The sequence below is a fragment of the Mesorhizobium newzealandense genome (genome assembly GCF_042682145.1).
GTDB classification, from domain to species: domain Bacteria; phylum Pseudomonadota; class Alphaproteobacteria; order Rhizobiales; family Rhizobiaceae; genus Mesorhizobium; species Mesorhizobium newzealandense.
In genome coordinates this window covers 1-23268 of the sequence record NZ_JBHUGZ010000002.1, presented here as the reverse complement: position 1 = coordinate 23268, position 23268 = coordinate 1, and the positions used below count along the sequence as shown (strand labels likewise).

At 64.0% G+C, this 23268-nt stretch carries 19 protein-coding genes and 2 pseudogenes; 6 read left to right on the top strand and 15 right to left on the bottom strand.

What is annotated here, in order from left to right:
- Window positions 1–13: 13 nt before the first annotated feature.
- The 4 genes from ACFSOZ_RS04205 to ACFSOZ_RS04190 all read right to left on the bottom strand — a co-directional run bounded on the left by ACFSOZ_RS04205 (window position 14) and on the right by ACFSOZ_RS04190 (window position 1996).
- On the bottom strand, window positions 14–430 hold the full coding sequence (locus ACFSOZ_RS04205) for a GFA family protein (RefSeq protein WP_379093928.1): 417 nt from the start codon (window positions 428–430) through the stop codon (window positions 14–16).
- Window positions 431–473: 43 nt separating this feature from the next.
- Window positions 474–938 carry an SRPBCC family protein gene (locus ACFSOZ_RS04200; RefSeq protein ID WP_379093925.1) on the bottom strand — a complete coding sequence of 155 codons (465 nt, stop codon included), beginning with the start codon at window positions 936–938 and terminating at the stop codon, window positions 474–476.
- On the bottom strand, window positions 935–1255 hold the full coding sequence (locus ACFSOZ_RS04195; RefSeq protein ID WP_379093922.1) for an ArsR/SmtB family transcription factor: 321 nt from the start codon (window positions 1253–1255) through the stop codon (window positions 935–937). The genes ACFSOZ_RS04200 and ACFSOZ_RS04195 overlap by 4 nt, the downstream gene beginning before the upstream one ends.
- A gap of 177 nt (window positions 1256–1432) precedes the next feature.
- Window positions 1433–1996: an autotransporter gene (locus ACFSOZ_RS04190; RefSeq protein WP_379093919.1), complete on the bottom strand. Its 564-nt coding sequence runs from the start codon at window positions 1994–1996 to the stop codon at window positions 1433–1435.
- A 180-nt stretch (window positions 1997–2176) separates the two neighbouring features.
- On the opposite strand from ACFSOZ_RS04190, the gene ACFSOZ_RS04185 reads away from it, so the two are divergent.
- The gene (locus ACFSOZ_RS04185; RefSeq protein ID WP_379093916.1) at window positions 2177–2923 is read left to right on the top strand and encodes a GntR family transcriptional regulator; all 747 of its coding nucleotides are present in this window, start codon (window positions 2177–2179) and stop codon (window positions 2921–2923) included.
- A 20-nt stretch (window positions 2924–2943) separates the two neighbouring features.
- Here the strand turns inward: ACFSOZ_RS04185 and ACFSOZ_RS04180 are convergent, their stop codons facing one another.
- The 6 genes from ACFSOZ_RS04180 to dnaK all read right to left on the bottom strand — a co-directional run bounded on the left by ACFSOZ_RS04180 (window position 2944) and on the right by dnaK (window position 8743).
- Window positions 2944–3231 (bottom strand): DUF1330 domain-containing protein, encoded by a 288-nt coding sequence (locus ACFSOZ_RS04180; protein WP_379093913.1) that lies wholly within the window; start codon window positions 3229–3231, stop codon window positions 2944–2946.
- 18 nt (window positions 3232–3249) lie between these two features.
- Window positions 3250–3963: an orotidine-5'-phosphate decarboxylase gene (gene pyrF / locus ACFSOZ_RS04175; protein WP_379094949.1), complete on the bottom strand. Its 714-nt coding sequence runs from the start codon at window positions 3961–3963 to the stop codon at window positions 3250–3252.
- An 11-nt stretch (window positions 3964–3974) separates the two neighbouring features.
- Entirely contained in the window at window positions 3975–4571 is a 597-nt protein-coding gene (locus ACFSOZ_RS04170; protein WP_379093910.1) for an NADPH-dependent FMN reductase, read from the bottom strand.
- A 139-nt stretch (window positions 4572–4710) separates the two neighbouring features.
- Entirely contained in the window at window positions 4711–5313 is a 603-nt protein-coding gene (gene pmtA / locus ACFSOZ_RS04165; protein WP_184872868.1) for a phospholipid N-methyltransferase PmtA, read from the bottom strand.
- Window positions 5314–5482: 169 nt separating this feature from the next.
- Complete coding sequence (gene dnaJ / locus ACFSOZ_RS04160; RefSeq protein WP_379093907.1) at window positions 5483–6613, bottom strand: molecular chaperone DnaJ; 1131 nt, start codon at window positions 6611–6613, stop codon at window positions 5483–5485.
- 213 nt (window positions 6614–6826) lie between these two features.
- Window positions 6827–8743 (bottom strand): molecular chaperone DnaK, encoded by a 1917-nt coding sequence (dnaK, locus tag ACFSOZ_RS04155; protein WP_379093904.1) that lies wholly within the window; start codon window positions 8741–8743, stop codon window positions 6827–6829.
- A 213-nt stretch (window positions 8744–8956) separates the two neighbouring features.
- Here dnaK and ACFSOZ_RS04150 point away from each other — a divergent pair, with 213 nt between their 5' ends.
- The 5 genes and pseudogenes from ACFSOZ_RS04150 to ACFSOZ_RS04130 all read left to right on the top strand — a co-directional run bounded on the left by ACFSOZ_RS04150 (window position 8957) and on the right by ACFSOZ_RS04130 (window position 18763).
- Window positions 8957–11197, top strand: a complete 2241-nt coding sequence (locus ACFSOZ_RS04150; RefSeq protein WP_379093901.1) for an NHL repeat-containing protein — start codon at window positions 8957–8959, stop codon at window positions 11195–11197.
- Window positions 11198–11207: 10 nt separating this feature from the next.
- Window positions 11208–15060: pseudogene (locus ACFSOZ_RS04145) on the top strand (DUF7929 domain-containing protein).
- A gap of 200 nt (window positions 15061–15260) precedes the next feature.
- A complete protein-coding gene (rpe, locus tag ACFSOZ_RS04140) occupies window positions 15261–15938 on the top strand; it encodes a ribulose-phosphate 3-epimerase (protein ID WP_379093898.1) in 678 nt (225 codons plus the stop codon).
- Window positions 15939–16325: 387 nt separating this feature from the next.
- Window positions 16326–17072: a GntR family transcriptional regulator gene (locus tag ACFSOZ_RS04135; protein ID WP_379093895.1), complete on the top strand. Its 747-nt coding sequence runs from the start codon at window positions 16326–16328 to the stop codon at window positions 17070–17072.
- Window positions 17073–17248: 176 nt separating this feature from the next.
- Window positions 17249–18763, top strand: a complete 1515-nt coding sequence (locus ACFSOZ_RS04130) for a malonate--CoA ligase (protein ID WP_379093892.1) — start codon at window positions 17249–17251, stop codon at window positions 18761–18763.
- Between the two features lie 39 nt (window positions 18764–18802).
- Here ACFSOZ_RS04130 and ACFSOZ_RS04125 read toward each other — a convergent pair whose 3' ends face one another.
- The 5 genes and pseudogenes from ACFSOZ_RS04125 to ACFSOZ_RS04105 form a co-directional block, all read right to left on the bottom strand.
- Window positions 18803–19915, bottom strand: coding sequence for an NAD(P)/FAD-dependent oxidoreductase (locus ACFSOZ_RS04125; protein ID WP_379093889.1), 1113 nt, complete (start codon window positions 19913–19915; stop codon window positions 18803–18805).
- Window positions 19916–19924: 9 nt separating this feature from the next.
- On the bottom strand, window positions 19925–21088 hold the full coding sequence (nagA, locus tag ACFSOZ_RS04120; RefSeq protein ID WP_379093886.1) for an N-acetylglucosamine-6-phosphate deacetylase: 1164 nt from the start codon (window positions 21086–21088) through the stop codon (window positions 19925–19927).
- Window positions 21085–22119 carry an SIS domain-containing protein gene (locus ACFSOZ_RS04115; protein WP_379094946.1) on the bottom strand — a complete coding sequence of 345 codons (1035 nt, stop codon included), beginning with the start codon at window positions 22117–22119 and terminating at the stop codon, window positions 21085–21087. The genes nagA and ACFSOZ_RS04115 overlap by 4 nt, the downstream gene beginning before the upstream one ends.
- Before the next feature lie 32 nt (window positions 22120–22151).
- Window positions 22152–22934, bottom strand: a complete 783-nt coding sequence (locus ACFSOZ_RS04110; protein WP_379093883.1) for a GntR family transcriptional regulator — start codon at window positions 22932–22934, stop codon at window positions 22152–22154.
- Window positions 22931–23268, bottom strand: a pseudogene (locus ACFSOZ_RS04105) (glucosamine kinase nucleotide-binding domain-containing protein); the annotation flags it as partial. The gene ACFSOZ_RS04110 and the pseudogene ACFSOZ_RS04105, both read right to left, overlap by 4 nt.

Here is a 23268-nt window from a genome sequence, read left to right as displayed (position 1 = left end):
CTGCCCTGCGGGGCTATCCATGCGGCATTCGGTCGAATGCCTGCAACGAGGGATCAATCGTGTCCCAGGCATGGCCGCCGACCGTATAGGTGACTACCTGTGGATTGAAATCGCCGGGGTCGTCGAGGCTGGTCGCGTGGACTGCAATCAGTTCCGGCATGGCAACGAATGTCAGGTAGACCGGCGTTCCGCAGGTCGGGCAGAAGGCATGGATTTTTTCGTTGCCGCTGGCGCCTTTCACACGCCAGGCGCTCGCCTCGCCGGTGATTTTCATGTCGGCACGCCGGCCGAAGGTCAGATAGGATCCATGGCCGGTGCCCGCGCGCTTCTGGCAATCGAGGCATTGGCAGTGGTTCTGGAAGATGGGCTCGCCGCTGGTTTCATAGCGGATCGCGCCGCACGCACAGCCGCCGATATAGCGCTTGGTCATTGTCGTTCTCCACTGGCCTGGTTCTGCATGATATCGCAGGGCATCAGGCCGATTTCGGCTTGGCGAAAAGGTCGATGCCGCTGCCGGTTTCGAGGAAGGATTTCATGCTCGACAGCACGGCCGGCCATCCCTGGCTGATGCCTTTCGCCATGCCGCTGCCGGCTTCGAGTTCATCATGGGTGACGGTCAGCCGCACCATGGTGTCGTATTCCTCGATGCCGAACGTCACCCGGCTGTATTGTGACGGATCGCCGGCCTGAGAGGCGTTCGCCCAGGTCATGACGAGACGGGTCGGCGGCGAGATCTCGACGACCTTGCCGACGAGCTCGACGGTCCGCTCCTCATTGGCGCGGATATGTTCCCACTTCGATCCCGGCTTCCAGTCGGAGACGTTCTCGTGGCCCCAGTAGCGACTTGCGATGTCAGGCCTGATTATGGCCTCGAACACTTTTTGCGGCGTCGATCTGATGTAGGTCACGTAGACAAAGCTGGTCGTTTCTCGGGTCATTGGTCGTCTCCTTCGAGTTCTTGCTTCAGGTCGTGCAGCAGGCTGAGCCGCTGCCGTTCGAATTTCCGCACCCACCGCTCGTAGACTTCGTGCAGCGGCACTGGGTTGATGAAATGCAGCTTTTCCCGGCCGCGCTTGACCGTGCTCACCAGATTGGCCGCTTCCAGCAGGTCGATGTGCTGGGTGGCGGATTGCCGGGCCATGTCCAGATTTTCGCAGAGCTGACCGAGCGTCTGCCCGTTCGTCTCACACAGAAGGTCAAGCAGCCTTCTGCGTGTCGGGTCGCCCAGTGCCTTGAAAACCTTGTCGGCGTCCATCAGCCTCTTCTCGTTCGCTTGTGAAGCTATAATATGCAGGTATTTACCTGCATGTCAACGAGAGCGATTCCGGGAAAAGTGTGAAACGGTTTTCCCGGGAAAAGCGCGTAGCCCTTTCCATGGGGAATTGCGTGAAACAAAGAGATACCAGCGCCGTCGCAATCAGCTGGGCGAAAGCTACTCGGGCTCGCCAGTCGATTGCTGGATGATGGGCCGTGCGCCGGCTATGTAGCGGTCGTTGTCGAACGGCTCCGCATGGCTGTCGGCCAGGCTCCACAGCTGGCGACTGGTGCCTGGCAGATCACCCAGGTAAACGTGAAGCGCTCCGGAGCGGCCATCGCCCGTATTCGCAACCGAATGAATGGTATCGGGAGACATGTGCGTCACCGCGGGTGCCACGAAATCCTGCCGTTCTGGAGTGTCAATTTCGTCGCCGGTGGCCGGGTAGATGAAGTTTGTCTCGCTGCCCCTGTAGATGCCGATCAAGGCATCCATCAGGTGGTTGTGAGGCGGATACTGCACGCCGGGAGAGAGCGTGATGTGATAGATCGTCAGGTTGGGGCTCGCATGCAGGAGCAGCTCATCGTCTTCCTCCTCGTGAACGAGCCTGCCGAGCGAATGGAAACGGATCGTGTAGCCGCTCAGCACGGCCTTGACCTGCTCGAAAGGATCGGGGCCTGCCGCCGCGTTGACGATATCCGTGATGGCAGGGTACAGAGGGGAGGAGGCGGATAGGGGCATTCCACGGTTCCTGTCTGAGATGCTCAGCGGAGGTATCTAGGACGATCAACGCTAGCCAATGCCGATGCCGACGTCAATCGGGGCCAAGGCATGATCCCGAAAGGGGGAATCCGGTTTTCTCGGACAAACGGTTTCCGTTTGTCCAGAGATCATGCTCAAACAAATGGATAGTGCGAAATCATGAAATCGACGAAAGCCACGCCATCGAAGTCGCCCGATTCCACGGGCGGGACAACGGCGCTGTCGACGGCGGACGTCCTGCGCAGCGAGCAGGCATACGAGCAGTTGAAGAGCGACATCGTCGCCTGCGTCCTGTCGCCCGGCGAAGCCTTGACGGAGAAACAGATTGAGGCCCGCTACGGGATCAAGAAGGCGACGATCCGCTCAGCGCTGGCCCGCCTCATGCAGGAAGGGCTGGTCAGGAGCGAGCCGCGTCGTGGCTATATCATCACCACGCTGACCTTGCGCGACGTCGGCGAGATCTTCGACGTCCGCAGCCTGATCGAACCGGAAGTGTTCAGGTTTGCGGCTACAGGCATCACCGAGCGCGGGCTGGATGACATCAGGCTGGCCGCAAGAAAGGTGCTGAAACCCGAAACGCTGCGCAGCCACGTTGCGTTCCTCGCGGCCGACCGTGGCTTTCGTCTGGCAATTGCCGAGCTGTCCGGGAACCTGCGGCTGGCACAGCTCCTCAGCCAGATTCTCGATCAGTCGGAGCGCGCGCTGCATCTCGGATTCAAGTCACGCGATTTCACCCAACTGATCATCGAACAGCAGAAGCAATTGCTGCAAGCCTGCGAGAAGAGCGACGTTCCCGGCATCGTGAAACTTGCCCGCTCGCACTGCCTCGCGCTCAAGCACCAGCTGATCGGAGCCCTGCTTGGCGGCGCGAAGCTGAGGGAAGTGAACCTCCAGGACTTCGTCTGACGCGGCGATCCCGAAGGACTTCAGATGCCTTCGATCAGCACGATCTCGCCGTCGGCGACCTTCTGGCGGATGGCGACGGCGCGCTGATATTCCGGCGAGTGGTAGCAGTCATGCGCCGCGGCGAGCGTTTCGAATTCGATGACGACGTTGCGCGCGCGCCCGACACCCTCGGCCAGCTCATGCGCACCGCCGCGCGCCAGGAATTTCGCGCCGAAGCGCTCGAAGGCAGGCTTGGCAGCGGCAACGTAGTCCTTGTAGCCTTCGGTGTCGTGCACATCGACACGAGCGATCCAGTATCCCTTGGACATTCTTTTTCTCCCTGTTCCTTATGCCGACCGCATTTCGGCGATGATCGCTTCGGCCGCTTCTCGCCTGTCGGCCGCCGCGACGATCGGGCGGGCGACGACGAGGTGGCTGGCACCGCTGCGGATCGCTTGCGCGGGCGTCACCACGCGCTTCTGGTCGCCATGGTCGCTGCCCGCCGGCCGGATGCCGGGCGTCACCACCGCCATGTCGGGCCCGACGATGCGGCGCACCGCTTCGGCTTCCGCGGCCGAGCAGACGATGCCCCCCATACCGGCATGCAGCGCCTGTTCCGAGCGCCTCAGCACCAGCGTGTGCGGGTCGTATTCATAGCCGACGTCGATCATGTCCTGCTCGTCCATCGAGGTCAGCACGCTGACCGCAAGCAGGCAAAGCTCGCTGCCCCTGGCCGCTTCCACCGCCGCCCGCATCGCCTTGGGATAGGCATGGATGGTCAGCATGCTCACGCCCATCTTGACGATGTTCTCGACGCCCTTGGCCACCGTATGGTCGATGTCGAGCAGCTTCATGTCGAGGAAGATTTTCGTCCCGCCGCTGGCCAGTTCCCTGGCGAAGTCGAGCCCGCCGGCGAAGGCCAGCTGATAGCCGATCTTGTAGAAGGAGACGACGCCGTCGAGTTCGCGCACCGCCTTCTCGGCCTCCTGCACGGTCGGCACGTCGAGGCCGACGATCAGTCTTTCCTGTATCGATTGGGCCTGCATGGATTTGGTCCGCATGGTATCGGCGATCACGCTTCGATCCGGGTGGACAGCATGCGCGAGGTTTCGATCAGCGTGCGGCATAGATGCTCCATCGATTTGTACAGTCTTTCGTCGCGGAAATTGCCGTCCTCGTCGAAGGCGCTGCCGCCCTCGGGCACCGAGCATTCCGGCGTCACCACCTCCATCTGGCAGCGCACCAGCACGGCGCGCAGATGGTTGATGCAGCGAATCCCGGCAAAGTGGCCGTTGGAGGATGAGCAGAGGCCGGCCACCTTGCCGGCAAGCGGCCTGACCGGCCGGCCGCCATCCCTGCGCACCCGGCTTACCCAGTCGATCGTGTTCTTGAGCAGCGGCGGAATGGAGCCGTTATATTCCGGCGTGGCGATCAGCAGCCCGTCATGGGCGTTCACCAGACGGCCAAGTTTCAGGGCGTTTTCGGGAACGCCCTTTTCCTTTTCCAGGTCCTCGTCGAGGATCGGCAGGGGATAGTCGGCGAGCGAGATGCGGGTCACCTCGGCGCCTTGCATGGCGAGCTCCTTTTGCGCCACGTCGGCCGTCCTGCCGCTGTAGGCGCCACTGCGCACCGAGCCGGCGAAGACGAGGATTTTCGGGATCACTGCCATTGGCCAACCTTGTTCCCGGACAGGTACAGCCAGAGACCGCTCAAATCAACGCACCGGTCCAAAAATCGAGGTCGAAATGCAGATCGCTCCAGGTGCGCTGAGATTCAGGCAGGCCGGCTCACCTGAATATCGGCACCCCCTAATGCGCCTCGCGCCGGTAGATCCACAGCTGCGTCGGCGGGATGTTGCGGAAGATGAAATCGAAATGCTTGACCGTGTAGTCGCCACGGCCGGCCGGGATCGGCGACATCGGGCCATAGGTCAGCTGCACGATCGGCCTGCCTGCCGGGATGCGGTCGAGCAGGCTCTCGATATAGGCGATGCGCTGGGCGACCGGAAAATTGAGCAGCGGCACGCCGGAAACGACGGAATCGAAGATCATCCCGCTCTTGTCGCCAAGCGTGGCGTTGAGGTTGAAGGCATCGCCCTCGATGACATTGACGCCGGGATAGAGCTGCCGCAGGTGGCGGACGAAATCGGTGGAATATTCGACCGCGTAGAGGTTTTCGGGCCGCACGCCCTGGGCCAGGATGGCGCGGGTGATGACGCCGGTGCCGGGACCGACCTCAAGCACCGGCAGGCCGGATTTCGGATTGACGATCGAGGCCATCTTGCGGGCGGTGATCGAGCTGGTCGGCACGATCGAGCCGACCGTCTTGGGCTTGTCGATCCAGCCCTTGAAGAATTTGAGTTCGTCGTCGAACTTTTCGGCAAGCGCCTTCCGCAGTCCGGGACGTGTCATGCAAGCTCTCCTCAACTCTCCCCGCAAGTTACTTAACACCTGAGCGGCGCAAGGCAAGGTAAGGCGGCGCCGATGTCGTGGATAAGATAACTTTCGTCGCGTCTCGAGACGCGACGCGTTTCGCGGATATCAGCGGCCCAAAGCGATTCCCGCTTGTGGGTGACATGCATCACCGCTCGCCGAAGGACTCGAGGAAATCCTTCATGCGGGCGAAAAAGCCGCTCGACTGGGGCGAATTGTCCTGCGAGGAGAGCTGTTCGAACTCCTCCAGCAGCTCGCGCTGGCGGCGGGTGAGGTTCTGCGGCGTCTCGACCGCGGTCTGGATGTAGAGGTCGCCGACATTGGGCTGGCGCAGCACCGGCATGCCCTTGCCCTTGAGGCGGAACTGGCGTCCGTTCTGAGTGCCTTCCGGCACTTTCACCTTGGTCTGCGTGCCATCCAGCGTCGTCACCTCGAAGGAACCGCCAAGGGCGGCCGTCGTCATCGAGATCGGCACCTTGCAGTAGAGATCGGCGCCATCGCGCTGGAAGAACTCGTGCGGCTTGACCGCCAGGAAAATATAGAGGTCGCCCGACGGCCCGCCGCGCAGGCCGGCCTCGCCCTCATTGGCAAGGCGGATGCGGGTGCCGTCCTCGATGCCGGCCGGGATGTTGACCGACAGCGAACGCTCTTCGGTGACACGGCCCTGGCCGGCGCATTTCGGGCATGGGTCCTTGATGGTCTGGCCGCGCCCCTGGCATTGCGGGCAGGTGCGCTCGATCGAGAAGAAGCCTTGCGTGGCGCGCACCTTGCCGTGGCCGTTGCACATCGAGCAGGTGACAGGCTGGGTGCCGGGCTTGGCGCCGCTGCCCGAGCATTCCGAGCAGGAGATCGAAGCCGGCACGCGGATCTGCGCGGTCTTGCCGGCAAAGGCCTCCTCCAGCGAGATTTCCATATTGTAGCGCAGGTCGGCGCCGCGCTCGCGGCCGCCCGACGAGCGGCGCTGGCGCCCGCCCATCATGTCGCCGAAAATATCCTCGAAGATGTCGGCGAAGCCGCCGGCGCCAAAGCCTTGCGCACCGCCATTCATGCCGCCCTGCTCGAAGGCCGCGTGGCCGAAGCGGTCATAGGCGGCCCGCTTCTGCGGGTCCTTCAGCGTCTCGTAGGCTTCGTTGATTTCCTTGAACTTGTGCTCGCAGGAATGATCGCCGGGGTTGCGGTCGGGATGGAACTGCATGGCGAGCTTGCGGAAAGCGCTCTTGAGCTCCTTCTCGTCGGCGCCTTTCTGGACACCCAGCGTTTCGTAGAAATCAGCTTTCATTTTTTCCCGCTGTCCAGATGCTCAACGTCTTGAAGCATTGTTGCGTCTTTTGCCGGCACTGACGTTTCGATTTAGGTGCGATGGAACCGCGATGCCAGTGTCGACGCGGCTTAGCCGGCAATTTTTTGGCGAGGTCCGTGCTTTTTCTGCAAGGGGTTGCAAAAAAGCCCGGCCTTGCGCCGGGCTTTCAGCATTATCTTGCCGTCAAACGGTTCAGGCCGACTTCTTCTTGTCGTCGTCCTCGTCGATTTCCTCGAAATCGGCGTCGACCACGTCGGAGTCCTTGGCGGCGTCCGCCTTGGCGTCGGCTTCCGCGGCTTCCTTCTGCGAAGCCTCGTACATGGCCTGGCCAAGTTTCATCGAAGCCTCGGCCAGCGCCTGCGACTTGGCCTCGATGTCGGCCGCGTCGTCGCCTTCGGCCGCAGCCTTCAGCGCGGTGATCGCGTCTGCGATCGCCGTGCGGTCGGCTTCCGAGACCTTGTCGCCATATTCCTTCAGCGACTTCTCGGAAGAATGCACCAGAGCTTCGGCCTGATTGCGGGCCTCGACCAGCGCACGCCGCTTCTTGTCGCTCTCGGCATTGGCCTCGGCGTCCTTGACCATCTTCTCGATGTCGGCGTCAGAAAGACCACCCGAAGCCTGGATGCGGATCTGGTGCTCCTTACCGGTGCCCTTGTCTTTGGCCGAAACGTTGACGATGCCGTTGGCGTCGATGTCGAAGGTGACCTCGATCTGCGGCACGCCGCGCGGCGCCGGCGGAATGCCGACCAGGTCGAACTGGCCGAGCGCCTTGTTGTCGGCGGCCATTTCACGCTCGCCCTGGAAGACGCGGATGGTCACGGCCGACTGACTGTCCTCGGCCGTAGAGAACACCTGGCTCTTCTTGGTCGGGATCGTCGTGTTGCGCTCGATCAGCCGCGTGAACACGCCACCCAGCGTCTCGATGCCGAGCGACAGCGGCGTCACGTCGAGCAAAAGCACGTCCTTGACGTCGCCCTGCAGCACGCCGGCCTGGATGGCGGCGCCGAGAGCGACGACCTCATCCGGGTTGACGCCCTTGTGCGGCTCCTTGCCGAAGAACTGCTTCACGATCTCCTGGATCTTGGGCATGCGGGTCATGCCGCCGACCAGGACGACTTCGTCGATTTCGCCAGCCTTCAGGCCGGCATCCTTGAGCGCCGCCTTGCAAGGGTCGATGGTGCGCTGGACGAGGTCGTCGACCAACTGCTCGAACTTGGCCCGCGTCAGCTTCAGCGTCAGGTGCTTCGGACCGGTCGCATCGGCGGTGATGAAGGGCAGGTTGATCTCGGTCTGCGTCGTCGACGACAGCTCGATCTTGGCCTTTTCAGCCGCCTCCTTGAGGCGCTGCAGGGCCAGCTTGTCGTTCTTCAGGTCGATGCCCTGTTCCTTCTTGAACTCGGCCGCCAGGTACTCGACCAGGCGCATGTCGAAATCCTCGCCGCCGAGGAAGGTGTCGCCATTGGTCGACTTCACCTCGAACACGCCGTCGCCGATCTCGAGCACCGAAATGTCGAACGTGCCGCCGCCAAGGTCATAGACGGCAATGGTCTTGCCTTCCTTCTTGTCGAGGCCGTAGGCGAGCGCCGCGGCAGTCGGCTCGTTGATGATGCGTAGCACTTCCAGGCCGGCGATCTTGCCGGCGTCCTTGGTTGCCTGGCGCTGTGCGTCGTTGAAATAGGCCGGAACGGTGATGACCGCCTTCTCGACTTTCTCGCCGAGATAGGCTTCCGCCGTTTCCTTCATCTTCTGCAGGATCATGGCCGAGATCTGGCTGGGCGACTGCTTCTTGCCGCCGGCCTCGACCCAGGCATCGCCGTTGTCGCCCTTGACGATCTTGTAGGGGACAAGCTTCTTGTCCTTCTCCGTCACCGGATCGTCATAGCGGCGGCCGATCAGGCGCTTGACCGCGAAGATGGTGTTTTCAGGATTGGTGACCGCCTGGCGCTTGGCCGGCTGGCCGACGAGACGTTCACCGTCGCCGCTGATGGCGACGATGGAAGGCGTCGTGCGCGCGCCTTCCGCATTCTCGATCACCTTCGGCTCCTTGCCATCCATGATGGCGATACAGGAGTTGGTGGTGCCGAGATCGATACCGATTACTTTTGCCATTTTTCTAGTCTCTCCGCTAAGCAGGCTCTCAGGACCCGTACAGGCGTTCCAACGAAAGCCCCTGTTCACAAGAAATACCGTTCCGGCAACCGGCGTTCCGGCGCCGAACGGCTTGGCGCGTATATAAGAACAGGCAGCATCGCGCGCAAGCATTCTGCGCAAGGCTTCCATGAACCTTTCCACCCCCGCCTGCGACTGATGTCCAGGTGCCGCATGGTGCGGCCCGGAAAGGAAGCCCCCATGACCAGTAACCCAGAGGCTCTGCGGTCTCCGGGAACGACAGGAGCTCGGCGCGACCACCGCCTTCGGGACGGGGTCGATGCGCTGGGCTTCCTGCTGATTCCGTTGACCCTGCGTAAGAGCAGGCGTATCGTCAGGATGAGGAAAGCAGACAATTCGATCAGGGAAGAACGTGCCGGACCACCGCGCCTTGCCCTGTTTTGCGCGGCAAGGCCGGATGTTTCTCCCGTGGCTAACGGGGGTAGCTTCATGTCTCGCGTCCGCGGCACGTTCGTGTCTTCTCTTGACGGCCGTTTGCGCCGGACCCTGCATCCAGGCGGATTGCTGGCTTTGGCGTTCACCGCCATCCTGTGGCTGGGTGGCGCCGCGCAGGCGCAGGACAGCCAGACCCAGATCATCTATCCCGGCTCGATGGCGGTGACCGGATTTTCCGGCACCATCATTCCCAATTTCGACGAGGGCCTGCCGCCCGGCGTCGATCCGGTCGACGAAACCTTCATCGACACCACGCGCGCCACCTTGCGCGTGTTCGACGTCTCGCATCTCGGCGGGCCAGCCGCCGGCCAGCTCGTCTTCACGCCGCCGCCCTTCGAGGTCACCGCCGAACAGATCGGCCAGGTGTTCGGCCTCACCTATGATGACGGCGTGCGCGACGGCGTTCCGTCCGGCATTCCCAATCTTTATGCCGGCGCCACCTCGCTGCACGGCATCCGCATCGTCACCCCGGATGCCGATGGCGATGGCAGGCAGGAGCGGCAGCGCCGCGGCACGGCCGGCGCCACCTTCATGGAAGGCCAGTTCGGCACCGAAAACGGTGGCGGGCCGGGCACCATCTGGAAGATCGACGGCATCACCGGCCAGGTCTCCAAATTTGCCGACATCGATACCAACAGCGGTCCCGGCATCGGCAATCTCACCTTCGATCCGATCCACCGCCAGTTCTTCGCCTCCGACCTCGACACCGGCCTGATCCATCGCATCGACGCCGACGGCAGGCTGATCGACAGCTTCGACCATGGTGTTACCGGCCGTCCGGCACATGGGCTGGCTCCGCTCGCCGACGATGGTTCGGTGATGGACATACAGGGCGCGGCCTTCGACAGCGAAGACCTCGACAGCTGGGGCTACACGCAGGACGAGCGCCGCGTCTGGGGCGTCTCCTATCATGGCGGCCGGCTCTATTATTCGGTCGGCGAAAAGTCGGAAATCTGGTCGGTGGGCATTGCCCGCGACGGTACCTTTGCCGGCGACCCGCGCTGGGAACTGACGGTCAAGGCCGACAAGGACTACGCCGTCACCGACATCGCCTTCGACAACAGCGGCTTCATGTACCTGGCCCAGCGCGGCCCGGTCGAAAACCGCTACGATTACAGCCAGTTCGCCGATTCCGGCAAAGGCGAGGTCATCCGCTACTGGCGCGAGAACCCGGACGATCCGGCGACGGAATCGGTCTGGGTCGAAGTGCCGCAGGAATATGCCGTCGGCTTCCCGCAAGGCAACCGGCAGTCGGCCGGCGGTCTCGACCTGCAGTATGGCTATGACGCGGACGGCAATCTCGACACCTCGGTCTGTACGCAGACGCTGGTCAACACCGGCGACAAGCTGCGCGACAATCCGGCGCTCGCCGAGCAACTCGCCGCCGGTGGGCCGCTCGCCGTGCATGGCGTGCAGATCACGCCCAAGGAGCTGGTCAAGCCGGCCAACGTGCCGCCCTTCGGCTCCTGGTTCGTCGATTTCGACGGCTATTTCGAAGATCCCGAAGTGGAAGGCCATGTCGGCGACGTCGCCGTCTGGCATCCCTGTGAGGGCCGCGCCGGCTATTATGAAGAAATCCCGGGCGGCTATCTGCCTCCCTTCTATCCGCCGGACTTCCCACCGCCCGGCAATCTGCCCCCATGTCTCGATATCGAGGACGTCCAGTATTTCTGCACGCCTTCCGGTCTCGAGGCCGATCTCTATCTCCATGACCATGCCGGCTTCGGCGGCGATTCGATCAAGGCCCAGTCCAGGACGCCAGGCGTCGGGGTGACTTTCCCCATGTCGCATGCGCCCGGCACGCCATACACGATCGGCATCACCGGCCACTATCCGGGCGACACAGTCGATGTTGGGCTCTGCTTCTACAGGAAGTCCGACAAGGACAAGGGTGGCTACTACCCTTGCTGCAAGATGACTTTGCCGCTCAGAACCCCAGCCGTCAGCTGCGAACGTTGAGGAGGGGAAGATGAAAAATCTCGCACTTTCCCCGCTCGCGGCAAACAACAAGTCAACCGTCATGGAGACGATCATGAAACCCCTGTCATATGCCAGGCGCGGCGCGCGCTGGCTGATGGCGGCCGGTATCGCGGTCGCCATGCTAACCCCGGTGCCAAGCTTCGCGGAAGGCGCTACCCCGATCAGTCCGGAGCTGAAGCTCGACCTCGACAATTCGCGCGTCGTCACTCCGAGGCCGGACCGGATCGTGCCTTTCTTCACCAAGAAAGGCACTCAAAGAGGCTGCGACTACGTCGTCTATTCCCTGAGCTTCGGCTTGCGCGGCGATCCGCAGGGCTTTGCCGACCCGAGCCTCGCGGAAAGACTGAACAAGCTCAAGATGGACTTCAAGGACCAGCTCCCGGCCGGCCTTGAGATCGTCAACGTCAATGTGTCCGGCGACGGCACGAATTCGTCCGGCGGGCCGCTGCCGGGTGGTTCAATCAGCACCTCGGCAAATCCGAATGATACGGCGACGGTTTCCGATTTCCGGATTTCCGCCTCCGACCTCGACGGCGTCGGCGCCCCCAACGAGCGCGTCATCACGTTCCAGATCACCGCCAAGATCGATCATGCGGCGTTTCCCTCGCCAACGATCGTCGACAACCAGGGCATGATCAAGGTGACCAATGGACCTGGCACCGGGATCATCATCCCGTCGCAGGATCCGAGCAAGCCCGACGACGGCGACTTCAAGACCGGGGAAAAGACCTCGATCAAGATCGACGTCACCAAGTGCAATCCGCCGCCCCCACCTCCCGGCAAGGAATGCTTCAAGGTGGAACGCGGCACGGTCGATTGCGTGCCCGGTGGCGGCGCCTTCATCTACCACATGCCTGTCGGCCCTGAGATGGGCGGCAAGTGGGTGCAGGTTTCGACGACAACGCCCGGTATCACCATCATCCCCGACACCCAATTGGTGCCGGCGGGCGGCGGCGTGCTCAACTGGAAGATCGTCGGAGCGTCACCCGGCGACGTCATCCACCTCATCGTCACCGGCATCGAAACCTATGCCGGCCCGGAGGAGGGCTGGGGCCTGTGCTGCACGCAGACCATCGACATCGTCATCCCGCGTGACCAGAGGTGCCCGCCCAAGGACAAGGAACCGGACCTCAAGGTTGAAAAACGCGCCGAAGTCCAGCGTTGCACGATGGGCGGCGGCTGCGATTTCACCATCAGGGTCACAAATGTCGGCACCGGTGCCTATCACGGCAAGATCGTGCTCGACGAGGTGACGCTGCCGGCCGGCTCGACGCTGGATTCAGGGCCCAACCCGCCCTGGGTCTGCGTACCTGGCACCACCCCGATGACGTGCACCTATCCGGTGACCACGCTCAATCCGGGCACCTTCATCGACCTCAAGCTCGGCTTCAAGCCGGCTGGCGGCTGGCAAGGCAGCGTCTTGCGCAACTGCGCCACCTACAATTACCCGGCCAGCGGCAAGCCGCTGTTCGGCAGCCAGTCGAACGATCGCGGCTGCGCCTCGATCCCGATCTGCCGGCGTGGCGATCGTGACCGCGAGTGCCAGCCACCGGTCGACAAGAAGGTCGACCTGATCCTCAAGAAGCGTGCCCGCACAGAGGTCTGCACGGCCGACGGCATCTGCACGTTCGTGATCGACATCATCAACAACGGCACCTTCACCTACAATGGGCCGCTGACGGTGATCGACAGCTACCCGGGCGGTGCGCCGGCCTCCTCGACCTTCGGCCCGACCCCGCCCTGGACATGCGGCCCGACCGGCCCCGGCCTGTTCCGCTGCGACAATGCGGGCATCTCGCTCGCACCGGGCGCCTCGACGCCGATCTTCGTCAAGGCAGTCATGCCGGCCGGCTACCAGTCGGACACGGTGGAAAAACTGCGCCGAGGTGAAGGCCATTCCTGGTGAAGACGATCTCACCAACAACAAGGCCTGCGCCAAGGAACGCATCCGTCACCCCAATGGCGGCAAGCCCGCCTTGCGCATCACCAAGGTGTGCAATGGCTCGCTGGCCGGTGCCGCGGTCGTCTCTTGCCGCATCACCGTCGTCAATGCCGGCACGGCTGCCCCCACTGGTCCGGTGCGGGTCAACGACGCCGCCACGCTGGTGTCGGGCGGCGCGCCCGTCCAGATCCAGACCGTCACTCCCGACGGCGCGGAATGGGCGTGCGGACCGGTTCCGGCCAATGCGCTGTCGTGCCAGATTCCCGGTGCCGTCATGACACCCGGAACCAGCCGCCACTTCGACGTGACGGTTTCGGCGAACGGCGAGTTCGAGAACTGCGCGCGGGGCTCCTATGGTCCGGCCCCGGGCGACGACGTCGTCTATCCGATCGGCCAGGCCTGCGCCAAGGGCGGCGGCTCTTCGACCATCCGCGTCGAAAAGACCGGCGACCGTGAATGCAAGCTCGGCCAACCCTGTTCGTTCGAGATCACCATCACGAACGACGGCACCAGCCCCTTCTCCGGTCCGGTTCGCATCGGTGATGCGATCGGCGTGGAGGGTCTCGGCAGGCTGGACGGCGTTGCGATCACCTCGATCGAACCGCCCTTCGGCTGCTCGCCGGAGCCGGCAACCTTGCCGCTGTCCTGCATTGCCAACCTGACGCTCGGCGCCGGGGAAAGCCAGGTGCACCATGTCACCGTGGTCATTCCCGACGACGGCCGCCTGGCCAATCTGCGGGGTAACGTCAACGGCCAGAACTGCGTCGGCGTCCTGTCTCCCAACACACGGGTGCAAGGCGGCGACGTGCTCCCCGGAGACCAGGCCAATGTGCAGGGCGATCGCGGCAAGGCCTATGCGTGCCACCCCTTCACCATCACGTATGAGGCGAAGAAGGAGTGCTCGCAAGGTTTTGTCATGAACGATGCCGGCCGGTGCGTCTGCCCGGCAGGCACCACCTTCCGCAACGGCCAGTGCTCGCCGGACGGTGGTGTCATCGTCGAGCCAAAGCCGAAGCCTTGCGTGCTGCTCGAAGGCCAGATCCGCACCGAGGACGGACGTTGCGTCTGCCCACGCGGAAGCGGGCTTGAAAACGGAAGATGCGTCAAGGCTGAGAGGCCTGAGCAATGCACCATCCGCGGTCAGGTCCACAATTCGGACGGCGATTGCGTCTGCCCGAAGGGTACGGAAGTCAGGGGCAATGCCTGCCGACCGATCCGGCCGAAGCCTGAGCAGTGCACGATCCGAGGCCAGGTCCACAATTCGGACGGCGACTGCGTCTGCCCGAGGGGTACGGAAGTCAGGGGCAATGCCTGCCGACCGATCCGGCCGAAGCCTGAGCAGTGCACGATCCGAGGCCAGGTCCACAACTCGGACGGCGATTGCGTCTGCCCGAAGGGGACGGAAGTCAGGGGCAATGCCTGTCGTCCGATCCGGCCGAAACCCGAGCAGTGCACCATCCGTGGCCAGGTCCACGACGCCAACGGCAATTGTGTCTGCCCGAGGGGTACCGAGGTGCAAGGCAATGCCTGCCGGCGAAAGCAGCCGACGGTGGAGCAGTGCGAGATACGTGGCCAGGTCCACAACAAGCGCGGCGAGTGTGTCTGTCCGCGTGGGACCGAGGTGATCGACGGCGCATGCCGCAGGTCCAGGCCGCAGGTTGAGTGCGCACCGGGCTCGCAGATGATCAACGGCCAGTGCCAGCCGATCATCAAGCGGCGCTGCCCGGTCGGGACAGTTGGGCGGTATCCAAACTGCAGGCCGATCCGCGGACAACCGTCGTTGGAACCGGGCCTGCTGAACCCGAACGTCCTGCAGCAGCTTTTGCCGCGGCGCAAGACGCAAAGCGACCAGCAACTGCAGGACGACCCGGCTGGAAACATCCAGAACACCAAGCCGTAACCGTCTGCGATACAGACCAGAACCCGCCGGAGCAGATCCGGCGGGTTTTTGTTTGGATCGCGCCAATCGGCAGCAACACGGGCGGCGACGCTCTAGCCTGTGCAGCCACGGCGCCTGCGCACTCGACAAGTCACCTGTGGCGCATTAGGCAGTCGATCCAGAGTGGCCGGATGAAAGGGCGCTCGGAAAGGCCGCACCTAATGAGCAAAAAGACCTTGATCGCACCATCGGTGCTGGCATCGGATTTTTCCAGGCTCGGCGACGAAGTCGAGGCTGTGGTGGCTGCCGGCGCCGACTGGATCCACCTGGATGTGATGGATGGGCATTTCGTCCCCAACATCACTTTTGGCCCGCCGGTGATCAAGGCGATCCGCAACCGCACCAAGGCCTTCTTCGACTGCCACCTGATGATCGCGCCGGCAGACCCCTATCTGGCCGCCTTCGCCGAGGCCGGTTGCGACGGCATGACGGTGCATGCCGAGGCCGGGCCGCATCTCGATCGTTCTCTGCAGACGATCAAGAACCTTGGCAAGAAGGCCGGTGTGTCGCTCAATCCGGCAACGCCGGAAAGTGCGGTCGAATATGTGCTCGACCGGCTCGATCTGATCCTGATCATGACCGTCAATCCGGGCTTCGGCGGCCAGGCCTTCATTCCGGCGATCGTCGACAAGGTGAAGCGGGTCAAGGCGCTGATCGGCGGTCGGCCGATTCGCATCGAGATCGACGGCGGTGTGTCGGCCGAAACCGCGCCGCTGGTCACCGCCGCCGGTGCCGACGTGCTGGTGGCGGGCGCCGCCATCTTCAAGGGCGGCAGCGTCGACGCTTACCGGCAAAATATCCAGGCGATCAGGACGGCAGCCGACAACGCAGCCGGCTAGCCCACTGCGTTCATCCCGTGGCCCTCAGGCTGGCCAAACGGCTCTCGAGCCGTGCACGGTCCTCAGCATGTGATTCGCGAAGCATCGAGCCCCCGATGGGGGTCTGCGTAGATCCTTCTTTGCGCGCGATAGAAAGGACGATCGCGCGTGCACACAAGAACAGATGATCCTGCGTGCATACAAAACATGTTAAGTTTCCGAAGGTTGTAGAAATGAGCGGATTTGCTCGATCGAACAGCGGAACATCGCATATTCCTTCGTGCTTAAGTACAATAACGGTATCTTCAGCTTGAGCGTTTGTGGGCGAAGGCTGTAGAGTACACGTACGGAAGGGACTGCTTTCGGACTCGAATTGCCCAAAACAAAAATTGGGGACAAGGAGTCGCTTTGACATACGGAGCTGCCAATCTGAACGACGACGGCGCAGGACCCAAGAGCACGCTTGCCAGCGCGGTCTATCACCAATTGCGGGACGACCTTCTTGGTGGTGTTCTTGAAGCCGAGAGCAAGCTGCGGGTCGAATGGGTGGTTTCCAAGTATGGGGCCGGCGCTTCCCCCGTCCGCGAGGCTCTCAATCGCCTTGCCTCGGAGGGGCTTCTCGGCCGGCACGACCAGCGCGGCTTCTTCATCATGCCGGTCAGCGCGTCGGAACTCGAAGAGCTGACGCGCACCCGTTGCTGGCTCGAGGAACGAGCGCTTCGCGAATCCATCGCTCACCGCACCGCCGAATGGGAAGAACAGCTCGTACTGGCGTTGCATCGCCTAGGGCGTGCGTCACGTCTTTCGCCGCAGGATCTCTCTTCGCTCAATCCGGATTGGGAGAGGCTGCACCGCATCTTTCATCGGGTCCTGGTTTCGGCCTGCCGGTCGCAATGGCTGGTGGGCTTCTGCGAGCAGCTTTCAGATCACGCCTATCGCTACCGGCAAATGGCAAGTGACGGTGAAAGCGTCAAGCGCGACGATTTCGGGGAGCATCGCCTGATCGCCGAATGTGCGCTGGACGGCAATGCCGACGGTGCCGTCGAAGCACTGATCAATCACTACCAGTTGACCGCTGCCATGTGCATGGAACGCTTCCAGCGAGGCGAAGGTCCAAAGGCGGTTGCCAGCAAGGCCGAACGAGCCCGGCGATAGCGTCGGTTCCCGGCAGTCCTTTGCGGCCATTGCTCTCAACCCGTTGGCGCGACGGGTGAACCGCTGTCCGCGGTCTTGACGGCGCGGCCAAGAACCGCGAACTCTCGCCGCCAATGCATGCCAACTCGAAACGCATGCCCAGCGCCGCCGTTTCCGCCACCCCCCAGGAAGACTTCATGAGCAACCATCTGTTCGACGCGTTCCGTTCCCGGATGCCGGCGCCCGGGCGCCTGTTGATGGAAACCGATGATGGCCGCTCGCTGACCTATGGCGATATGCTGGCGCGGTCGGCGCAGCTCGCGCATGCGCTCTTGCAATTGGATGTCGAGCCCGGCGACCGGATCGCCGTTCAGGTCGAGAAGAGTCCCGAAGCCGTCCTGCTCTATCTCGCCTGCCTGCGTGCCGGTGCCGTCTTCCTGCCGCTCAACACCGCCTACACACTGGCAGAGCTGGAGTACTTCTTCAGCGATGCGGCACCACGGCTGGTCGTCTGCGATCCGGCCAGAGCGGCCGACATCGGCGCACTGGCGGAGAAATCGGGCGCTGCCACCGTCACGCTCGGCCGCAACGGCGAGGGATCCCTGACGGAGCAGGCCTCGCGGCTGCCGGCGGACTTCCACGATGTGGCGCGCGGCGGGGACGATCTCGCGGCGATCCTCTACACGTCGGGAACGACCGGTCGCTCGAAGGGCGCCATGCTCAGCCACGAGAACCTCGCCTCGAACGCGCGGGTGCTGGTCGATCACTGGCGCTTCACGACGGACGATGTGCTGATCCACGCGCTGCCGATCTTCCACACCCATGGCCTGTTCGTCGCCACCAACGTCGTCCTGATGGCCGGCGCCTCGATGCTGTTCGAGCAGAAATTCGACCCCGCCCGCATCGTCTCGCTTTTGCCGAGCGCCACCGCCCTGATGGGCGTGCCGACCTTCTATGTGCGCCTGCTGCAGCAGGACGGCCTGGACCGCCAGGCGGCGAAAACCATCCGCCTGTTCATTTCCGGTTCGGCGCCGCTGCTGGCCGAGACGCACAAGGCCTGGCGTGCGCGCACCGGCCACGCGATCCTCGAACGCTACGGCATGACCGAGACCAACATGAACACCTCGAACCCCTATGACGGCGAGCGGCGCGCCGGCACGGTCGGCTTCCCCTTGCCGGGCGTAGCACTTCGCATCGCCGATCCCGACAATGGCAGGCCGCTTGCCCAGGGTGAGGTCGGCATGATCGAGGTCAAGGGCCCGAACGTCTTTGGCGGCTACTGGCGCATGCCGGACAAGACCAAAGCGGAATTCCGCGCCGATGGCTTCTTCATCACTGGCGATCTCGGCATGGTCGACGCCGACGGCTACGTCCACATCGTCGGCCGCGGCAAGGACCTGATCATTTCGGGCGGCTACAACATCTATCCGAAGGAACTCGAAAGCGAGATCGACGCGCTTGACGGGGTTAGCGAAAGCGCCGTCATCGGCGTTGCCCATCCGGATTTCGGCGAAGGCGTCACCGCCGTCGTCGTGCGTGCGCCGGCGTCGAACATCACCGGAGCGGAAATTCTCGGCGCCATCGCGGAGCGCGTCGCAAAATACAAGCACCCGAAACGGGTGATCTTCGTCGACGAACTGCCGCGCAACACCATGGGCAAGGTGCAGAAGAATCTTTTGCGCGACACCTACAAGGGTCTCTACACATCCTGAGGCTGGAAGGGCTTAAGGCTGGAGGTGCGGAAGCGGTTGTCAGCCTGGGTACAAAAGCTCGCAAACATGCTCGGCGATCGCCAGGCTTGACGTCAGGCCGGGGCTCTCGATGCCGAACAGATTGACGATCTGGCCGGCGCCATGGTCGGCCGGACCCTGGATCGTGAAGTCGGCCGCCGGCTGGCCCGGGCCGGACAGTTTTGGCCGGACGCCGGCATAGGCAGGCTGCAAGGCGCCGTCGGCAAGATCCGGCCAATAGCGCCTGATCTCATCGTAGAAGGCCTCGCCACGGGTGGGACCGACCGTATAATCCACGCTGTCGATCCATTCGACATCCGGACCGAAGCGCGCGGCCCCGGCGAGATCGAGGGTGAGATGAACCCCGAGGCCGCCATTGACCGGAACGGGATAGATCAACCGCGAGAAAGGCGATCGTCCCGAGAGTGAAAAATAGTTGCCGCGTGCCAGCCAGAGCGGCGGAACGAGGGCTTGCGGGAAGCCTTCGATCCGGCCCGCCACGGCCTGTGCATCGAGGCCCGCGGCGTTGACGAAGGCGCCGGCCTGCAAGGCGAAGGTCTCGCCATTGGCATCGCGCGTATCGATCCGGATGCCGCCGGCCTCGATGGCCGCATCGGAAACGGATGTGAGGAACGCAAAAGAAGCGCCGGCTGCCTCCGCGTCGCCCCGCAGCGACAGCATCAGCGCCTGGCTGTCGATGATGCCGGTCGATGGCGACAGCAGCGCGCCGGCGCATCGCAGCGCGGGTTCGAGGCTTTCGGCTTGTGCCTGCGTCAAGATTTCGAGATCGCCGACCCCGCAGCTCTGCGCGTTGGTCCGGATCGCGCCCAGCCTGTCCAACTGGTCCGGTTCGACGGCGACGATCAGCTTGCCGGTGCGGGCATGGGCGACATTGTGCTCGCGGCAATAGGCGTAGAGCCGCTCGCGGCCTTCGACGCAGAGCCGGGCTTTCAGGCTGCCCGGTGCATAATAGAGCCCGGCATGGATGACTTCGGAATTGCGCGAACTGGTGCCGGTGCCGATCGTGCCGGCCTGTTCGACCACCAGCACCTCGCGGCCCGACAGGGCAAGCGCCCTGGCGATGGCGAGCCCGACGACGCCCGCTCCGGCAATGACGCAATCGACGTCATGCATGGCCTGATATCACCTCGCACTATCGGTTGAAAAAACCCTTTCGCCGCCGATCCAGACGTTTCTGATATCGAGATCGTCCGACAGTGCGACAATGTCCGCCGCCGTGCCGTTGGCGAAGCGCCCGAGCCGGTGCGACTGGCCGATCGCTTGCGCCGGATATAGCGAGGCCATGCGCAACGCCTCCGACAGGTCAAGTCCGACAACCCGATGGACGTATCGAATAGCCGAGATCATGTCGAGATCGGCGCCTGCCAGCGTGCCGTCGGCGAGCCGCAGGCTGCCATCCCTGCGATAGATGGTGCGGCCGTTCAGCGTGAACGAGGTCATGTCGGTGCCGATCGTCGCCATGGCGTCGGTGACCAGCACAATCCGGGCCGGTCCGCGCTTGGCGCGCAGCGCGATCTTGATGGTGGCGGGGTCGACATGGATGCCGTCGGCGATGATGCCGGCAGACAAGGTGCCGATGTCGATCGCCGCGCCCGCCAGCCCGGGCTCGCGGTTGCCGATCTGGCTCATTGCGTGTGAGCCCATCGAGGCACCGGCCGCGGCAAAGGTGTTGGCCGTGGCGTAGCCGGTGTCGGAATGGCCGAGGCTGACGATGATGCCGGCCCTGGTCAGCGCCGAGACGCGCGCCGGTTCGACCGATTCGGGTGCTATGGTGGTGAGCAGCACCGGCAGTTTTTGCCGCGCGGCGATCAGCATTGCCTGGTCGGCGTCAAGCATCGGCCGGATCAGCGCCGGATCATGTGCGCCCTTGCGGGCGATCGACAAATGCGGTCCTTCGAGATGCAGGCCGAGGAAACCCGGCATCTTTTGCAGCGCCGCTGCTTCGCCGGCGGCGACTGCGGCGGCGGTGATGGCGGGCGTGTCGGTGATCAGCGTTACCAGCAACGCCGTCGTGCCGAAGGGCACGTGTGCCCGGCAGATGGTTTCGATCGAGGCGACATCGGGGTGGTCGTTGAGCATGACGCCGCCGCCGCCATTGACCTGCAGGTCGACGAAGCCGGGCGCCAGCATGCCGCCGCCGGTCTCGATAACGCGGATGTCGGAGGGAATGGCGCCTGTGGGCAGGATGGCCTCGACGAGACCGTCGCGCGCGACGAGTGCGTGGCCGTCATGCCAGTCGTCGCCATCGAAAATGCGGGCGCCAGTCAGGGCAAAACGGTCGCTCATACGGTCTCCGTCACCTTGCGAAGATTGCGTGGCGTGTCCGGATCGAGGCCACGATGGCGGGCGAAGGCCTCGACGAACATGTAGAAGGAGACGATCAGCGTCAGCGGATCGGTCAGCGGATGGCCGGTGGCGACATGCGGCAGGCGCACGGCGCGCTGGGCAAGTGCGGAGGTGACGAACACCGGCGCGCCCTTGGCCGCCAGGCTGTCGGCGGCTTCGGCGACGGACGGTTCGGATGCATCGCGCGCGGCCAGCGCCAGCACCGGAAAGTCCGGGCCGATCAGTGCCAGCGGGCCATGCATGACTTCGGCGGCACTGTAGGCCTCGGCATGCATGCCGCAGGTCTCCTTGAATTTCAGCGCCGCCTCGTTGGCCATCGCTGCCGACGGGCCGCGGCCGAGGATGAACAGCGACTTCTGCTTCTCGATCGTCTCGGACAGCACCGTCATCCAGTCGCAGGCGATCGCTTTCCCGAAATGCTCGGGCAATTGGAAAAGTGCTGCCAGCAGCGCCTCGTCGCCGGTGGCATGCGCCATCAAAGCAAGGCCGGCAACGGCGGAATTGATGAAGGTCTTGGTCGCCGCCACGCTGCGCTCCGGCCCGGCCAGGATATCGATCGCGTAGTCCGAGGCGCGGGCCAGCGGCGAATCGGCGGTGTTGGTGATGGCGATGGTCAACGCGCCGCCGGCTCGCGCGGCTTCGGCCATGGCGACGATGTCGGGGCTCTTGCCCGACTGCGAGATCGCCAGGCAGGCCGAACCGCCGAGCCTGAGCTGGGCGCCGTAGATCGAGGCAATCGACGGACCGACCGAAGCGACGGCAAGGCCGGCGGTGAGCTCGACGGCGTATTTCATGAAGGTGGCCGCATGGTCGGAGGAACCGCGCGCCACGGTGACGACAAACTGCGGGTCACGTTCGCGGATGCCGCGCCCGGCCTCGCTCAGCACCGCGCCGGAGCCGTCGAGCAGGCGGGCGACGGCCTGTGGGATCTCTTCGATCTCGCGCCGCATATGGGTCATCTCAGTCGACATGGTCGGCTCAGTCGGCATGGTCGGCTCTGCAGTCATGGTCGGCCCTCTTCGCTCGGCCCTGTCAGCCGCAGTTCGGCGACGAAATCATAGGCGTCGCCCCGATAGATGGAGCGGGTGAATTCGATCACCTTGCCGCTCGCCAGATAGGAAATGCGCTCGATGTGCAGGCCGGCAATTCCCGGCGGCACTTCGAGCAGGCGTGCGTCGCCGTCGCCGAGATTGGCGGCGGAGATGCGCTGCACCGCCCGCACCGGCCGGTTGCCGGTCAATTCCAGCGCCGCGTAGAGCGAGGAGCCTATCCCGGCCGGGTCGGGCAGCACGCTGGCCGACAGCGAGGCGCGTTCGATCGCCAGCGGCGTGTCGTTGGCAATGCGCAGGCGCGCCACCCGCGCCACAAGTTCGTTCGACGACAGCCCGAGCACCATCATCTCGTCCGGCGAGGGCGCGTAAAGGCCACGGTCGAGCCATGCCGAACGCACCGCCATGCCGCGCCGCGCCATGTCCTCGGTAAACGAGGTCAGCCGCGACAGCGACTGCTCGACGCGCTCCATGCGCGGCGCCACGAACGTGCCGGAGCCGTGGCGTTGCACCAGGATGCCGCCCTTGACCAGGTCCTGCACCGCCTTGCGCACGGTGACGCGCGAAATGTCGGCCTTGGTGGCGATGTCGCGCTCGGAGGGCAGCGCGTCGCCCGGTCCGATCAGGCCGCGATTGACCGCGTCCTCGATGCTCTTGCGCAGTTGCAGATAGAGCGGCGCGCCGCTTTGCGACGACTGTTTCAGCGTGGCGAAGATCTGGTCGGCGGCGTCGCTCATCGAGCCGCCTCCGCTGTCCCAGTGAAAAGGCGGGCCGCCATCTGCACCGCGCCGCCCAGCGCATCGTCGAGCGGCGGCTTCAGCAGCGCCCGGTAGCGCGCCGAAAGGCGCGGCGCATAGAGCGGCGCCAGCCCGCCGAGCAGGCACAGTGGCGCGTCGCCCGAAAGGTCGAGCGCGCCGAGCGCGGCTTCGACATCGGCGACCACCCTGTCCAAAATCCAGTTGGCGACGCTGTCGCCCTTTTCGGCATGCTCGAACACCTTGGGCGCGAAGCCGCCGAAATCGCCCGGCTTGGCATTGGTGGTGAATTCGACCACGTCCTCAGGATTGTTGC

Bases quoted from the DNA above. Each gene is read 5' to 3' on its own strand.
- ACFSOZ_RS04150 (WP_379093901.1), top strand. From the start codon at position 8,957: ATGGTGCGGCCCGGAAAGGAAGCCCCCATGACCAGTAACCCAGAGGCT.
- ACFSOZ_RS04170 (WP_379093910.1), bottom strand. From the start codon at position 4,571: ATGGCAGTGATCCCGAAAATCCTCGTCTTCGCCGGCTCGGTGCGCAGT.
- dnaK (WP_379093904.1), bottom strand. From the start codon at position 8,743: ATGGCAAAAGTAATCGGTATCGATCTCGGCACCACCAACTCCTGTATC.
- pmtA (WP_184872868.1), bottom strand. From the start codon at position 5,313: ATGACACGTCCCGGACTGCGGAAGGCGCTTGCCGAAAAGTTCGACGAC.
- rpe (WP_379093898.1), top strand. From the start codon at position 15,261: ATGAGCAAAAAGACCTTGATCGCACCATCGGTGCTGGCATCGGATTTT.
- ACFSOZ_RS04125 (WP_379093889.1), bottom strand. From the start codon at position 19,915: ATGCATGACGTCGATTGCGTCATTGCCGGAGCGGGCGTCGTCGGGCTC.
- ACFSOZ_RS04205 (WP_379093928.1), bottom strand. From the start codon at position 430: ATGACCAAGCGCTATATCGGCGGCTGTGCGTGCGGCGCGATCCGCTAT.
- ACFSOZ_RS04185 (WP_379093916.1), top strand. From the start codon at position 2,177: ATGAAATCGACGAAAGCCACGCCATCGAAGTCGCCCGATTCCACGGGC.
- ACFSOZ_RS04195 (WP_379093922.1), bottom strand. From the start codon at position 1,255: ATGGACGCCGACAAGGTTTTCAAGGCACTGGGCGACCCGACACGCAGA.
- ACFSOZ_RS04180 (WP_379093913.1), bottom strand. From the start codon at position 3,231: ATGTCCAAGGGATACTGGATCGCTCGTGTCGATGTGCACGACACCGAA.
- ACFSOZ_RS04110 (WP_379093883.1), bottom strand. From the start codon at position 22,934: ATGAGCGACGCCGCCGACCAGATCTTCGCCACGCTGAAACAGTCGTCG.
- ACFSOZ_RS04130 (WP_379093892.1), top strand. From the start codon at position 17,249: ATGAGCAACCATCTGTTCGACGCGTTCCGTTCCCGGATGCCGGCGCCC.
- nagA (WP_379093886.1), bottom strand. From the start codon at position 21,088: ATGAGCGACCGTTTTGCCCTGACTGGCGCCCGCATTTTCGATGGCGAC.
- ACFSOZ_RS04190 (WP_379093919.1), bottom strand. From the start codon at position 1,996: ATGCCCCTATCCGCCTCCTCCCCTCTGTACCCTGCCATCACGGATATC.
- ACFSOZ_RS04115 (WP_379094946.1), bottom strand. From the start codon at position 22,119: ATGTCGACTGAGATGACCCATATGCGGCGCGAGATCGAAGAGATCCCA.
- pyrF (WP_379094949.1), bottom strand. From the start codon at position 3,963: ATGCGGACCAAATCCATGCAGGCCCAATCGATACAGGAAAGACTGATC.
- ACFSOZ_RS04200 (WP_379093925.1), bottom strand. From the start codon at position 938: ATGACCCGAGAAACGACCAGCTTTGTCTACGTGACCTACATCAGATCG.
- dnaJ (WP_379093907.1), bottom strand. From the start codon at position 6,613: ATGAAAGCTGATTTCTACGAAACGCTGGGTGTCCAGAAAGGCGCCGAC.